Raw genomic sequence first — 13,597 nt, 5'->3', positions numbered from 1 at the left:
CAAGCGTGAGGATAAATACCTATTTGTCCGACTACGCTGGCCCTGTGAAGTCGTATCCAACTCCTTCGGGCAGCGATCACGGCGACCGGACGCCGCCGGTCGCCGGAGTGCGACCGGAGATTCTCGCCTCCTGGCAGCGCTCGCAGTCCCTCGGCATCGACCGCGAGCGGGCGGCCCTGCCGATCGAGAGTGACCTAGATCCCGACTCCCGGCTGATCAGGGCTGCCGCGCCGGTGCTGGCCCGCCTGTGCGAACGGTTCTCGGGCGTACCGGTGACCGTCACACTGGCCGACTCACGGGCGAACATCGTGGACCGGTGGGGCGACCCGGCGGGGATGAAGCTGATGGACGCCGCCTCCTTGGTGCCGGGCGCCAATGTCGACGAGCGGTTCATGGGAACCAGCAGCGTCAGCATGGTGCTGAGCACCAGGGCGCCGTTCGTGGTCGTGGGCCACGAACACTTCTTGCACGACCTCAAGGAGCTCACCTGCATGGCCGCACCGGTGCGTGACCCGGTGGGCGGCACCGTGCGGGGCGCGGTCAACCTCTCCGTGCCCCGGGCGCTGGCCGACCCCGGCATGGCACTGGTCCTGCAGGACGCCACCGAACGCATCGGGGAACGCCTGCTGGAGCTGAGCACGGCCCGCGAGCGCGAGCTCACGCGCTCCTTCCGCCGGGCCGTGGAGCTCGGCGGGCGCACCGAGCTGGACCTCGGCTCGGGAGAGCTGTCCGGGCGCGGCGGACCGCCGCCCCCGCTGGCCTCGCAGGAGCGCCTGATACTGCTGGAGCGTGCCGTCGAGCTGATCTCCTCGACCGGTGAGGCGTTCACCGAGGTGCCGCTTGCGGGCGGTCGCGTGGCCGTACTGCGCCGCCGGGAGCTGCACCACGGCGACGCGGAGGGCGCGGCGGTCGAGGTCAGCTTCCAGGACACCGGCGGCACGGGTGCGGCGGGTCCGGCCACCGCGACCGCCCGCGACGGTCGCCGTGTGCCGCTCCTGAACCGCCCCGCCGAGGCGGCGGGGGCGAAGGCCCCCGGCGCGACGGCGGAACCGCACGCCGCCGGGGCGACCGACGCGTGGCTGCTGCTCGTGGGCGAGCCGGGCGTCGGCCGGCTCGCCGCCGAGGCGCGCGGGCGGCTGTCGCTGCTGAACGAGGCGGGCGTGCGGCTCGGCACCACCCTGGACCTGTGGCGTACCGCCGAGCAACTGGCGGAGATCGCCGTGCCGCGCTTCGCCGACCTGGTCGTCGTCGACCTGGTCGAAAGCGTCTTGGCGGGTGAGGAGCCACGGCCCGGACCGCTGCGCCCGAAGGCACCGCTGCGCCGGGTGGCCGCCTGGGCCGGCGAGGACGCCCGCGACACCGCGACCGGCGGCGTGAACGAGCCGACCGGCTACCCCGCCGGTACGCCCCAGGCCCGGTGCCTGGAGACCGGACGGCCGGTCACGGACTCGGTGGTGACCGCCGCCCTGGCCGGGCATCCGGACGGCCGGGTGCACCCCGTGGGCTTTCTCGGCGAGGGCGTGCACTCCTACCTGGGCGCTCCGCTGTCCGCGCGGGGCTCCGTCCTCGGCGTGGCAGGCTTCTACCGCCGCGGCAGGACGAGGCCGTACGAGCAGGACGACCTGACGCTGGCGGGCGAGCTGGCGGCCCGTGCCGCGATCAGCATGGACAACGCCCGCCGCTACCGCCGGGAGCATCACGCCTCCCTCACCCTGCAGCGCAGTCTGCTGCCGCACGCCCTGCCCCGGCTGAGCACCGTCGACCTCGCCTCCCGTTATCTGCCCGCGGACGCCAGGTCGGGTGTGGGCGGGGACTGGTTCGACGCGATTCCGCTGTCCGGTATGCGCGTGGCGCTGGTCGTCGGTGACGTACCCGGAAACGGGCTGCAGGCGGCAGCGACCATGGGCCGGCTGCGTACGGCGGTACGGACGCTGGCCGGCCTGGACCTGCTGCCCGAGGAGGTGCTGGCCCACCTGGACGACCTGGTCAGCCGCACCCCCGGCGAACCGGCCGACGAACAGGACCCGGCGACGGGGACGACCTGCCTGTACGCGATCTACGACCCCGTGTCCAGCCGTTGCACGGCCGCACGGGCCGGTCATCCGCCGCCCGCTGTGCTGACGCCGGGCGGAAAGGCGGAGCTGATCGGCATGCCGACCGGCCCGCCCCTCGGGCTCGGCGGGATCCAGCCGTACGAGTCCGCCACCGTCGAGCTGCCTGCGGGCAGCCTGCTGACGATGTACACCGACGGCCTGCTCAAGGAGAGCCGCGGCTACGAGGACACCGACGCGCGCACCGGGCAACTGCTGGCCTCGCTGAACCTCGTCGGCCCGGAGCTGGAGGGCATCTGCGACCGGGTCGCGGATGCCCTCCTGCCCGGCGGTCCGCACGACGACGTGGCCCTCCTGCTGGCCCGTGTGCACGCGCTGCCCGAGGACCAGGTGGCGTCCTGGGAGTTTCCGTCCGAGCCCTCGGCGGTGGCCCGGGCCAGGGCGCTGACCCGGGCGCAGCTCGACGCCTGGGGCATGTCGGAGCTGGATTTCAGCACCGGGCTGGTGGTCAGCGAACTGGTGACCAACGCCGTGCGATACGGCGGCCCGGGTCCGGTGAGTCTGCGGTTGCTGCGCGACGACTCACTGATCTGCGAGGTCTCCGACAGCAGCAACACCTCTCCGCGCATCCGGCGCGCGGCCACGACCGAGGAGGGCGGGCGCGGCCTGTTCCTCGTGGCACAGTTCACCAAGAGCTGGGGCGCCCGCTACATGCCGCAGGGCAAAACGGTGTGGGCCGAGCAGATTCTGCAACGGGAGCAGCCCGCACCGGAGACGGACGAGCAAACACTGCTGGCCATGTTCGACGACCCCGGCTGACCGGCCTGCCTGCACACGGCCGAAGCAGGATCGCACCGACCGTGCGAGCCGACGAGGACGGCTGCGGCGTCGGCGGCACCCGCCGCGCGGTCAACCGCTCCCACCAGCACACCGCCCCGGGCGAGGAGAAGTTGGTGCGTTACCTCCGTTCAGGACCGGCCCTTGCCGTCACCGGATCACCAGTCCACGACGCGCTGTGGCTCTGCCACAGCGGACGCACGAGAAGCGGGGATCGTCGGGGCGGCGGTCGTGGAGCGACGCATCGCCGCGCCCGGCGCGGACATCGAGCGGCTCACGCGGCTGCGTAACGCCCTGCAGGCCGGCCTTGCCACCGAGCGCGACAGTGGCCCGGCCGTAGCGCTCGATGGCCGGCTGAGACCCACAGTCACAGCCGTGCCGACGGGTTGGTGCTCCGCATGAGGTGACGTCCGGCGTCGTCGCAGCGCACCACGGCGAAGGCCGGGTGCCGGCGCCCCTGGATACCGGATGGACGCCTGATGTACCACCGGCCGTGACGCCTGGTGCCGCATCAGGCAGCGTTCGCCCTGTCGTCGGCCGGCGGAGTCATCCCGCGCCGAGTGGCACGATCTACTCGGCGGCGAGCTGGTGGTCGGCCCAGACATAGCTTTCGGGCAGCAGGTCGGCGATGCCGACGGTGCGGAGGCGATCGCCCGCCCCGACGATGACCTCGAGAGCGGGGAAGTAGTCGAGAAGGACCTGCCGGCACCGCCCGCACGGGGGGACAACCCCTCGGTCGCGGTCGCCCACGGCGACGATCGTGTTCAGTTCGTAGGCGCCCTGGGCGGCTGCCGCGCCGATGAGGACCACCTCCGCGCAGGGGCCTCCCGTGAAGTGGTAGGCGTTCACCGCGGTGACGATGCGGCCGTCCTGGGCGCGGGCTGCGGCTGCCATGGTGTGGTTGTCGCCCCGGCAGCGAGTGCGGGCGACGTGAGCCGCGGCCCGGATGAGTTCGTGGTCGACGTGGTGGGGCTGCCTGGTCATCTTCTCTGCCTTCGCCGGGTGTCAGGCGACATTGACCCGCGTGACGAGGATGCACAAGCGATTATCGGCGGTGTGCTTGGGTTGAGCGGCCCGAGCTCGTCCACGCAGAGAGTGACTCCGGGCGCACCATCCTCGGGTATGACCTCGCCGTCGGTGATCGCATAGAGATGCTCGACCTTGGCCTCCTCGGTCTGGTAGTCGGGGTCGTGGGAGGTCTTCCAGGACGGCCCCGAACCGGTCGGCCCGCTCCCGGGTCCGGCACGTGCGGAAGGCGGCGAAGGCCTGGAAGAAGCAGGTGCTCGGCCATCCCCTGTTCTCCACCGCCGGACCCGCCTGCACGCTCCCCCACGCCCTGGCGCGGCACCGCCCCGCGCCCGGCCGCGCCCCGCATGCGCCGGCGTTGGTCCTCGCGACGGCCGAGGCGGGTCCCCAGTGCGACGAGGGCGGGAACACCGGCCGCCCCACGGGCACCAGCGGCCTGGGGACCGCCCTCACCACTCCCGGGCTGGACCACGGCGGCATCGACTCCACCATGGAGCTGCGGTATCCCGCCGACCCCGGTGACGGCAGCGGTCTGCAGTACTCCTTCGGTGCCGGCCTGGACCCCCTGAGGGGGACGACCGCCGGTCCACGGGCGTGCGTGCCGCCACGCAGAGCTCGGACGCCTTCTTCGTCCGGCTCTCCCTCGACCCCAGTACGTTCTGGGTCAACCTCCATCCGCACGAGCCGGGGGCAGGGGCCGGAGACGGGTGCAGGGAACCGGGGCCGGGGTATGCAGGTCCGGGGAGTGAGGACCGGGCTGGAGAGGCGGTCCAGTACTGCTCCCCGGCCCTGCTCACCAGACGGGCGGCCGAATGTCCGGGGGTCCGGCCGGCACCCGCCGGCCGCGTCCCCGGCCTCCCAGGGCAGTACGGCTAGGACAGGTATGCCTCCACCTCACTGAACTGGGCCGCCGGCCAACCGGTGTTCGCCGTGACGTGCAGCCTGAGGTGGCGCAGGTTCGTGCCGGCGGGCAGGTTCACGGTGACCGTGTTGCCGGTCGCCGGATCGAAGCGGTACTCCCGTGACGCGACCACCGTGGAGTACGCCGAACCGTCCGCGCTGCCCTGCACGGACAGCGTCTGGGTGCGGGCCTGCCAGGCCTGCGCCGGCGGCAGCTTCAGCACCAGTCGGCGTACGGCCTGCGCCGATCCCAGATCGACGGTGAACGCCTGCGGGAAGGCCTGGTTGGCGGACTCCCAGTACGTGTTCGCGTCGCCGTCGACCGCCCTGCCGGGCGTGTACACGTCCTGGGAGCCGGTGGCGGTGGCCGGCCGGCCCTTGGCGAGGTTGCGCGTCGGGTCGGGGTCCGGGTTGCCCTGACCGGGCTGCGGCCAGGTCGAGCAGTCCGACCAGGTGCTGTTCCAGCCGGAGTTGCCGCCGCCGTCGGTGAGCGTGAAGGTGCCGGAGCCGGCCGGGTACGGGCAGTTGTAGAGGCCGGCGGCGCCGACCCCGGTGGCCGTGACATTGCGGAACGTGGCGGCGCCCGGCGCCTCGGCCTGCACCACGACCGTGCCCGTGTTGCGGACGGTGGCGCCGTCCACGGTCACGTTCCTCGCGGCGTGCCCGCGCCCGCTGCCGGAGACGAACTCGAAGGCGCTGTACGGGCTGTCGGTGATCGTCGTGTCGGTGATCCTGATCTGTGCCTCGATGGGGCTGTCGTAGGCGTCGACCCGGAGCGCGCCCATCGGGTGGTTCCAGTTGGGGTTCATCGCGCCGGTCCGTACGAGCGTGTTGCCGTCGACGGTGATCGTGCCCGCCAGCGGGTGGAACGGATCGAGGAACTTCTGGTTGGAGATCGCGATGCCGCTGCCGAGGGCGTTGGTGTCCATGACGATGTTGTTCCTGACGGCGATGTCCGTGCCGCCGTAGATCGCAATGCCGTTGGCGAGGTTCGGCTGCGAGATCGTGTTGTTCTCGAAGCTGCTGTCGGTGTCCGGCGCGTACAGCGACCACATGGCGAGCGCGTCGTCTCCCTGGTTGCGCAGGAAGTTGTTGCGGACGCGGACGCCGCGCGCGTTGCCGTTGAGGTTCAGTCCGTCGGCGGTGGTGTCGAGGATGCGGTTGTTCTCCACGACGAGGTTGTCGTTGTTGCCGGTGAGCCACAGGCCGACCTTGAGGTGCTGGAGCCACATGCCGGACACCGAACTGCCGGGCCCGAGGGAGCCGTTGACGAAGTTGTCGGGATTGCTGTCGACGCGCTCGGTGACCTCGCCGATGACGGCGAAGTCCTTGAGGTGGACCTTGCCCGACGAGTTCGGCTGGTCGATGAAGCGGGAGGCCCGCACGATCGAGTGCCAGTTGCCGGCGCCCTGGATCGTCACGTTCTGTACGCCGTTCAGCGACGACGTCAGCCGGTACTCGCCCGGCGGGATCCACACCACTCCTCCCTGCGCCGCGGCGATGGCGTCCCGGAAGGCCTGTGTGGAGTCGCCCCGGCCGGTGGGATCGGCGCCCCGGTCCGTGACCGACACCGCCCCGGCGGGTCTGGTCGCGGCACCGGCGACCTGCTCGAAGTCGGCCACATCGACGGTGACCTGGACGTCCGTGGCCTCCACGGCGACCTTGTCACCGGCCTGGACGTCCTGGCCGAGCAGCAACCGCGCGTTGTCGTACAGGTGGTGCGTCCTGGCGCCGGCGATCCAGGGCGTGTCGACGTAGGAGTACTTCGAGGTCACCGGCAGGGTCTTGGCGAGTTTCCGGCCGTTGACGTACACGTTCAGCGTGCCGGACTGGCCGTCCGGGACGCTGTACGCCACGTTCACGGCGTTGGCCGCGCGGGGCGCCGTGAACTCGACGCGCTGCCCGGCCGACAGCCGCACGGCCCGGCGGCCGGAGGCCTCGGAGGCGAGGGTGCCCTGCGTGTGGTCGGGGCCGATCCGGGTGCCGGTGGTGGTGGCGGACTCCGCCTCGACGGAGGTGAAGGGCAGGGTGGCGCCCGCCGCCGCGTGCGCGGGCGCGGGAGCGAGGGCGACGAGCATGCCGGCGGCCAGGGCGACCACCGCGGCACTCGCTGTCATGAACCTGACATTACGGGTGGTGTGCGTGTGCATGTGCCGTTCCCTTCGTGGTGGGGATGGGACAGCGGACCGCGCCGGTGTCAGGGGCGCGACTGGACAACGGTGTCCTGCGGGAGCCGCCCGTGGCCGTCCGGCGGGCCGGTGGCGAGCAGGAGTTCGGTGCGCCCGGCCGGTTCGACGGCAGCCCGGGAGGGGTTCACGACGCACAGGGCGCCCGTCGTGCGACGGAAGGCGAGGACGCCGTCGGGGGCGGGCGGGCAGGTGAGCGGTCCGTCGCCGCACACCGGCCGGGCACCGATCGCCGTGCGGTGGCGGCCGGTCGTGCAGTCGGGGCCGGCCGACTGCCGATCGTCCGCGCATCGCGGCCGGTCGGCGGGGTGCGGGAGCCACGGCTCGCCGCCTCGCCGGCGACGAGGGCGAGGGTGCGGACAGCGATCACGGCGAGAGCGTGACGGAACCGGGTGCGTCTCATCGGCGGACTCCTCAGGGCAGGAGAGCGGGCGCCGCACACTCAAGCACCGCCAACAACTCTTCGCAAGATGTCGCGCAAATTTTGTAATTGCCTGGCAGCTCGATGGATCTCAAGGACGGAGTGCTTGCGCGACTGCCCCGCGCACCACTAGTTCCGAAATGCCCGGCTGACCGTTCACGCTCGACGAAAGACACAGAGGCACCCCTCGCCAGAAATACTTGGCTAGCCACGTAATTGGTGTTACGTTTACGTGGTCGGCCACATATTGCGGTCGCCGGTTGAGCCCACCGAAGGAGACAGCAGTGATGAAGGCCATCGTTTTCGACACGTTCGGCGGCACCGAGGTGCTGCACGAGACGGAGACCGAGATCCCTGAGCCCGGCCCCGGCCAGGTCCGCGTCCGCGTCCGGGCGGTCGGCGTCAACCCGGTGGACGGAAAGATCCGCTCCGGGATCATGGAAGCCATCTTCCCCACCACGCTGCCCGCCGTCCCCGGCGGGGAGATCGCCGGGGTCGTCGACGCCCTCGGCGAAGGCGTCGACCTGTTCAAGGTGGGCGACGAGGTGCTGGGCTGGTCCGACACCGGCGCCTACGCCCAGTACGCGCTGGCCACCGCGGCCGTCCTCGCCCCCAAGCCGCCCGGCCTGGACTGGACGCACGCGGCCGCACTGCCGGTGGCGAGCGACGGCGCCGACCGGGTCCTGGACCTGCTCGACGTCAAGGCCGGCGAGACCTTGCTGATCCACGGCGCGTCCGGCGCGCTCGGCACCATCGCCGTCCAGCTCGCCGTCGCCCGCGGCGCCCACGTCATCGGCACCGCCGGCCCGGCCAACCAGGATTACGTGACCTCACTCGGTGCCACCGCGCTGGTCTACGGACCGGGCCTGGTCGAGCGGGTCCGCGCTCTCGCCCCGAACGGCGTGGACGCCGTGCTCGACGCCGCGGGCAAGGGCGCGCTGGAGGACTCCATCACCCTGCGCGGCGGCACCGACCGGATCGTCACCACCGCCGACTTCCGGGCCCGCGAACTCGGCGTCGTCTTCGCCGAGGGCCCGCAGCGGCGCTCGGCCGCCCGGCTGACCGAACTCGCCCGACAAGCCGCCGACGGCACGCTGGTGACCACGGTCGGCGCCACCTACCCGCTCGCCGACGCGGCCAGGGCCCAGCAGGCCAGCGACGCCGGCCACGGCCGCGGGAAGCTCGTCCTCACCGTCGACTGACCTCCTCCCGCGAGGACCGGCCCCTGCGCCTGCGGGGCCGGCCCCGCATGGCTGCCCGCGACCAGCCGGCCGCCTCCGGTCAGCCCGTACCCGCACGCGCCCGTCGCGTGTCCGGCCCGCACCCCGTCGGTGTCCGTCCTCCGTCCCTCCCGTACCGAAGGAAGCCCCTATGCCCACCACCGGCCTGAACCCCCTGTGGCAGCCCACCCGCGCCGGGGACATCCGGCTGCCGCACCGGCTGGCCATGGCCCCGATGACGCGCGGCCGCAGCACCGCGGAAGGTGTGCCGACCGAGCTGAACGCCGAGTACTACGCCCAGCGCGCCTCGCACGCGCTCATCATCACCGAGGGCACCCAGCCGTCCGCCGACGGGCAGGGCTACCTGCTGACGCCCGGCATCCACTCCGAGGAGCAGGTGGCCGGGTGGCGCAAGGTCACCGACGCGGTGCACGCCGCCGGCGGGCGCATCGTCGTGCAGCTGATGCACGTCGGGCGCATCGCGCACCCCGACAACACCCCGCACGGACGGCAGCCGGTGGCACCCTCCCCGGTGCGCCCGGCGGGAATGATGTTCACCGCGTCCGGACCGCAGGAGATGCCGCGGCCCCGGGCGCTGTCCGCCCAGGAGGTCGCCGCGACCGTCGAGGACTACCGCCGCGCCGCCGCGGGCGCGATCGCGGCCGGCGCGGACGGCGTGGAGATCCACGGCGCCAACGGCTACCTCGTCCACCAGTTCCTGTCCAGCAACGCCAACGAGCGCACCGACCGCTACGGTGGCCCGGTCGGCAACCGCATCCGCTTCGCCCTCGAGGTCGCCGCGGCCGTCGCCGACGAGATCGGCGCGGGCCGCACCGGCATCCGCCTGTCCCCCGGCAACCCGTACAACGACATCCGCGAGGACGACACGCACGAGCTGTACCCGGCGCTGGTGCGCGCCCTCGCACCGCTGGACCTGGCCTACCTGCATCTGGTCCACACCGGCGACGAGCGGCTCCTGGACACCCTGCGGTCACTGTGGCCCGGAGCCTTCGTGCTCAACCGCCCGGGAGCCGACCTGGCCACACGCGCCAGGGACGTCGCCGACGGCCGGGCCGACATCGTCTCCGTCGGCGCGGCGGCACTGGCCAACCCCGACCTGGTCGAGCGGGTACGCTCCGGAGCGCCGCTGAACACGCCCGACCCTGCCACCTTCTACAGCGGCGGCGAGACCGGATACACCGACTACCCCACCCGCCACGACGCCTGAGGAGAAGCCATGACCGACCCCGCCTCCAGGCACCCCAGCACGGCGCGCGACGGACGCCTCAGCTACGCCGTCTTCCAGCTCGCCCGCGCCCACCGCGGCCACGCCGCCGCCATGCTCCGCACGATGAACCTGCACCCAGGACAGGAGCTGCTGCTGATGCAGCTCTTCGACCGCGACGGCCAGACCCAGTCCGAACTGCTGGACAGCGTCGGGCTCGACCACTCCACCGTCTCCAAGTCGCTGCGCCGCATGCAGGACGCCGGACTGCTCACCCGGGAACCGGCCGAACACGACCGGCGCGTCATGGTGGTCCGGCTCACCGACGCCGGCCGCGCCCTGCGTGAGCCCATCGCCGACATGTGGCGCGCCTTGGAGGAGCTCTCCATACAGAACCTGACGGCGGAACAGGTCGAAACGTTCACCAGAACCGCATACGCCATCGAGCAGTCGATCAAGAATCGCGGTCGCCAGACCTCGACGAACGCGTGACTGATCGTTTCAGAATGAGTTCGGTGCAGGTGCTCGGCAGCGTGCCGCGGGTGTCGGATGGTCTTGTGCCTGCCGACCTATGGGAACGTGTCGCTCCGTTGCTGCCGTCCCGGTCGCCGCGGCGCCATCTGCTCGAGACGCCTCAGAACCTCGTTCCGGAACGATCGGTCAGAGCTCCCTACGGAACACAGTTCCGTAGGCGGCGCCGGCAGATCAGCGAGCAGGCGGGCTCGAGGAACGCCTCGTGGATGTCGCCGCGGATCTCCCAGCGGATGCGCAGGCGGCCGGACCGGTGCAGCGGCGCGATCGTCCGCTCGGCCACCCACCGCCTGGCCCCTGGGCCGGAACCGTGGCCGGTACGCTCGGCGTCGCCCGCGGGGAGGTAGGGTCTTTCGGCGTCTTCGGCCGTGGAAGGGGTTCCGGGTGTTGGTGCAGGTGGTACGGGACGGCGTGGTTCTGGCACTCAGCCGTCGCAGCGGGGAGGGCAGGCCGCTGTTATTGGTGCCGGGAGTCATGGCTGACGCCGCTTCATGGCAGCCCGTGGTGGACGCACTGTCCACGGATCAGCCCGTGTACGTGCTGAACCGGCGCGGCCGTCGGCCCAGCGGTCCGCTGGGCGACGGATACTCGGTGGGCACCGAGGTCGAGGACCTGTGCCGGGTGCTCGACGAACTCGGCGCAAGCGAGGACTGCGGTGGCGGAGTGGATGTGTTCGGCTGGAGCTACGGCGGCCTCATCGCGTTGGAGGCCGCGGGGCGGCACGCCGGCGTCCACTCGCTGACGCTCTACGAGCCGGTGATACGGCCCTTCGGTCTCCAGGCGCTGGATGCGTTGCGGCAGGCCGACGAGGCGGGCGACCTGGACCGGGCCGTGGAAGTGGTGAACCGGGACGTGTCCGGCTTCTCCGCCGAGTACGTCGCGCAGTTGCGCCGCAGCCCGGTGTGGCAGGTACTGCGGCCGCTCGCGGCGCCCCTGGCCAGGGAGTTGGCCGCGCTCAACGACCACTCGGCCGATCTGCCGGGCTACGGGAGACTCGCCATGCCCGTCACCCTGCTGCTCGGTGGCGACAACGAGGGGATCCCCCCGTACGGGGAACCGTTCGCCCGGATCGCGACGGCGATGCCCCGTGCTCGCGTGCGCGTGATGCCGGGGCAGGGGCACCTCGCCCACGCCCAGGATCCCCGCATGCTCGCCCGGTTCATCGTCGAGGCGCTGGACTGGGCCCGTCAGCAAAGGATCCCGTAACCGCCGGTCGCGGGTGAGAGGGGCCGGGTGCGACTGGTGTGATCACGGCATCGGGGGTCGACCGGCGCGGTCCGGCCGATGTCGTCCTCGGCACCGGCCGCGGCCAGGTCCGCGGCGGTGATCAGCCCGCCGTCGGCCGCGGCCGGGATCGGCCGCCTCGGCCGCCTCAGTAGACGCTCAAGCCGTACGCCGACAGCCACTCGGTCACCGGCTGGTAGTAGGTGAAGCCTCCCGAGCTGCAGTTCCCGCTGCTGCCGACGATGATGCCGAGGGCCGTGCCGCCCGAGAAGGCCGGACCGCCGGTGTCTCCGGGCTCGGAGCAGATGGTGGACCGGAACAGTCCGTATACGGTTCCCCCGCCGTAGTTGACGGTGACGTTCACGGCCTGGACGGTTCCGCAGCGGTGCCCGGTCGTCCGCCCGACGTGGCAGATCGACTGCCCGACGACGGGGTTCGCCGCGCTGGTGATGTCGCGGGTGCCGGCGCCGGCGCCCAGCGAGACCTCGCCCGGGTAGGCGACCGCCGTATCGGTGTACCGGACACTCGCGTAGTCGTTGCCCGGGAAACTCACCCCTGCGGTGACGCCGACGCCGACGGTCAGGGCGGCGTCGGCGTACCAGGTACGGGCGCCCTGGGCGCACCGGCCCGGAACAAGCGCGTACGGCGCGGAGCCGGAGCGGGCGTTGAAGCCCACGGTGCAGCGGCCGCCGGTGCTGTAGAGGGTGTCGCCACCGCGCACCGCGACGGCCGCCTGCTGCCCCGCTCGCTCCCCGGCGCGGGCGGCCGGTCCGGTGGCGGCGGACCAGCCGAGGAGCAGCGCCAGTACGACGACGGTCCGGACGGCGGTTCGGAGGGGTCTTTCGGAACGCATGGGACTCACGGCGACCTCCTGTGGCATGCACCTGCCATTATGCGCCTCCCGACCTCGGACGGTCAGGCCGAAAGCCGCCAACCGCAGGGGGCGCGGACGGGGCCGCCCGCCGTCCTCATGTGCGGGACCGCGGAACGCCTCTCACGACGACTCCTGGTCGGACCGGTCGGTCGCGGAGACACCGGGCGAACCCTCGGGGGGGCAGCGCCTCCTCCTCGGGCACTTCCCCGTCCTTGGGACGGTGGCAGCCGCGCGGTGGGCCCGCCCGGAAGCCGATGTCGTCGTCGGGTTCGGAGGATGCGGGGTCCGCGTCGGGGCGGGACGCGTCAGGCACTGTCATCGGTGTCTCCCTGTGGTGGGCGTCGGGGTTCGTAGATCTCCACGAGGTCGACGTCGGCCGCCCGGAGATACAGGCCCCCCGTGCTCGGCAGCCGGGCGCCGAAGGAGCCGTCGGGGCCCATGCGGTACTGGGACTCCAGGAAGAGGTCGCCCTCCCGGGGGTAGGCGGACGCCCGCGAGCGCGCCCCGTACCAGCCCCCGACCCATCCGCCGTTCTTGAGTCTGACCCGGACGAAGCATGCCCCGCGGTCCTGGAACAGGGCGTCCCAGGCCGTGGGGGTGTGATCGTGCAGGGCGGCGCGCCGGCGCCGGATCCAGTGTGCTTGCGCCCAGGCCAGCGAGGTCGGTACCGCGACGACGAGGACCAGTACGAACAGGCCGACCGCTCGCGGATGCTCGGCCACGCCGGACAGCGGCGTCCTCCCCCTGCCCCGCAGCAGCCGGACCAGTTGGGGTCCCGCGCCGATCAGGTAGGCCGCGTCGAGCAGGATCCCCATGCCGAGGGCGCGCAGGAGACAGTTGGCCGCCTCCTGCTCCGCCTCCCGGATGCCAAGGAGCCGTTCCCCGGCGAAGAGGTAGGAGGTGCCGGGCAGGATCAGCAGGACCACGATCGTCAACTGCTGGACGGTTCCGGGCGTCATGGCGCTTCCTCCCGCCGCGCGCTCCGGGACGACTCGCGTGCGAGTCCGCGCAGAGCGTCGAGATCGCCGGCGTGCGCGCGCGGCGCCCGACCCGCTCCCCGAGCGCCGGGCCGAGTTGCCGGAGCTCCGCCGAGGCCGACTCC

The 13,597-nt window shown here is 72.4% G+C and carries 10 protein-coding genes and 1 pseudogene; 5 read left to right on the top strand and 6 right to left on the bottom strand.

What is annotated here, in order from left to right:
• Positions 1 to 44: 44 nt before the first annotated feature.
• Positions 45 to 2,870 carry a SpoIIE family protein phosphatase gene (locus AB0L29_RS30215; RefSeq protein ID WP_365831573.1) on the top strand — a complete coding sequence of 942 codons (2,826 nt, stop codon included), beginning with the start codon at positions 45 to 47 and terminating at the stop codon, positions 2,868 to 2,870.
• Between the two features lie 588 nt (positions 2,871 to 3,458).
• Here AB0L29_RS30215 and AB0L29_RS30210 read toward each other — a convergent pair.
• From AB0L29_RS30210 to AB0L29_RS30200, 3 genes are all read right to left on the bottom strand, one after another.
• Entirely contained in the window at positions 3,459 to 3,872 is a 414-nt protein-coding gene (locus AB0L29_RS30210) for a cytidine deaminase (RefSeq protein ID WP_365831571.1), read from the bottom strand.
• A 914-nt stretch (positions 3,873 to 4,786) separates the two neighbouring features.
• On the bottom strand, positions 4,787 to 6,964 hold the full coding sequence (locus tag AB0L29_RS30205; RefSeq protein ID WP_365831569.1) for a discoidin domain-containing protein: 2,178 nt from the start codon (positions 6,962 to 6,964) through the stop codon (positions 4,787 to 4,789).
• A gap of 47 nt (positions 6,965 to 7,011) precedes the next feature.
• Positions 7,012 to 7,215, bottom strand: a complete 204-nt coding sequence (locus AB0L29_RS30200; protein ID WP_365831567.1) for a hypothetical protein — start codon at positions 7,213 to 7,215, stop codon at positions 7,012 to 7,014.
• A gap of 493 nt (positions 7,216 to 7,708) precedes the next feature.
• Between AB0L29_RS30200 and AB0L29_RS30195 the strand changes: the two genes are divergently transcribed.
• The 3 genes from AB0L29_RS30195 (at position 7,709) to AB0L29_RS30185 (ending at position 10,358) form a co-directional block, all read left to right on the top strand.
• On the top strand, positions 7,709 to 8,623 hold the full coding sequence (locus AB0L29_RS30195; protein ID WP_365831565.1) for an NADP-dependent oxidoreductase: 915 nt from the start codon (positions 7,709 to 7,711) through the stop codon (positions 8,621 to 8,623).
• A gap of 169 nt (positions 8,624 to 8,792) precedes the next feature.
• Positions 8,793 to 9,869: an alkene reductase gene (locus AB0L29_RS30190; protein WP_365831563.1), complete on the top strand. Its 1,077-nt coding sequence runs from the start codon at positions 8,793 to 8,795 to the stop codon at positions 9,867 to 9,869.
• A 9-nt stretch (positions 9,870 to 9,878) separates the two neighbouring features.
• Complete coding sequence (locus AB0L29_RS30185) at positions 9,879 to 10,358, top strand: MarR family transcriptional regulator (protein WP_365831561.1); 480 nt, start codon at positions 9,879 to 9,881, stop codon at positions 10,356 to 10,358.
• 178 nt (positions 10,359 to 10,536) lie between these two features.
• Here AB0L29_RS30185 and AB0L29_RS30180 read toward each other — a convergent pair.
• Positions 10,537 to 10,719, bottom strand: a pseudogene (locus AB0L29_RS30180) (IS5/IS1182 family transposase); the annotation flags it as partial.
• A gap of 68 nt (positions 10,720 to 10,787) precedes the next feature.
• Between AB0L29_RS30180 and AB0L29_RS30175 the strand changes: the two are divergent.
• Positions 10,788 to 11,603 (top strand): alpha/beta hydrolase, encoded by an 816-nt coding sequence (locus AB0L29_RS30175; protein WP_365831601.1) that lies wholly within the window; start codon positions 10,788 to 10,790, stop codon positions 11,601 to 11,603.
• A gap of 166 nt (positions 11,604 to 11,769) precedes the next feature.
• Here AB0L29_RS30175 and AB0L29_RS30170 read toward each other — a convergent pair whose 3' ends face one another.
• Together AB0L29_RS30170 and AB0L29_RS30165 are read right to left on the bottom strand one after the other, a co-directional pair.
• Positions 11,770 to 12,474, bottom strand: coding sequence for a S1 family peptidase (locus tag AB0L29_RS30170; protein WP_365831599.1), 705 nt, complete (start codon positions 12,472 to 12,474; stop codon positions 11,770 to 11,772).
• 326 nt (positions 12,475 to 12,800) lie between these two features.
• Entirely contained in the window at positions 12,801 to 13,454 is a 654-nt protein-coding gene (locus AB0L29_RS30165) for a DUF6338 family protein (RefSeq protein WP_365831559.1), read from the bottom strand.
• Positions 13,455 to 13,597 lie beyond the last annotated feature (143 nt).

The sequence above is a fragment of the Streptomyces sp. NPDC052701 genome (genome assembly GCF_040678355.1).
Lineage (GTDB): Bacteria > Actinomycetota > Actinomycetes > Streptomycetales > Streptomycetaceae > Streptomyces.
The sequence above is the reverse complement of the archived record's forward strand: the minus strand, read 5'-3'. Positions and strand labels throughout refer to the sequence as shown.

Coding starts and splice junctions, on each gene's coding strand:
- AB0L29_RS30210 (WP_365831571.1), bottom strand. CDS start 3,872: ATGACCAGGCAGCCCCACCACGTCGACCACGAACTCATCCGGGCCGCG.
- AB0L29_RS30205 (WP_365831569.1), bottom strand. CDS start 6,964: ATGCACACGCACACCACCCGTAATGTCAGGTTCATGACAGCGAGTGCC.
- AB0L29_RS30195 (WP_365831565.1), top strand. CDS start 7,709: ATGAAGGCCATCGTTTTCGACACGTTCGGCGGCACCGAGGTGCTGCAC.
- AB0L29_RS30190 (WP_365831563.1), top strand. CDS start 8,793: ATGCCCACCACCGGCCTGAACCCCCTGTGGCAGCCCACCCGCGCCGGG.
- AB0L29_RS30185 (WP_365831561.1), top strand. CDS start 9,879: ATGACCGACCCCGCCTCCAGGCACCCCAGCACGGCGCGCGACGGACGC.
- AB0L29_RS30170 (WP_365831599.1), bottom strand. CDS start 12,474: ATGCGTTCCGAAAGACCCCTCCGAACCGCCGTCCGGACCGTCGTCGTA.
- AB0L29_RS30165 (WP_365831559.1), bottom strand. CDS start 13,454: ATGACGCCCGGAACCGTCCAGCAGTTGACGATCGTGGTCCTGCTGATC.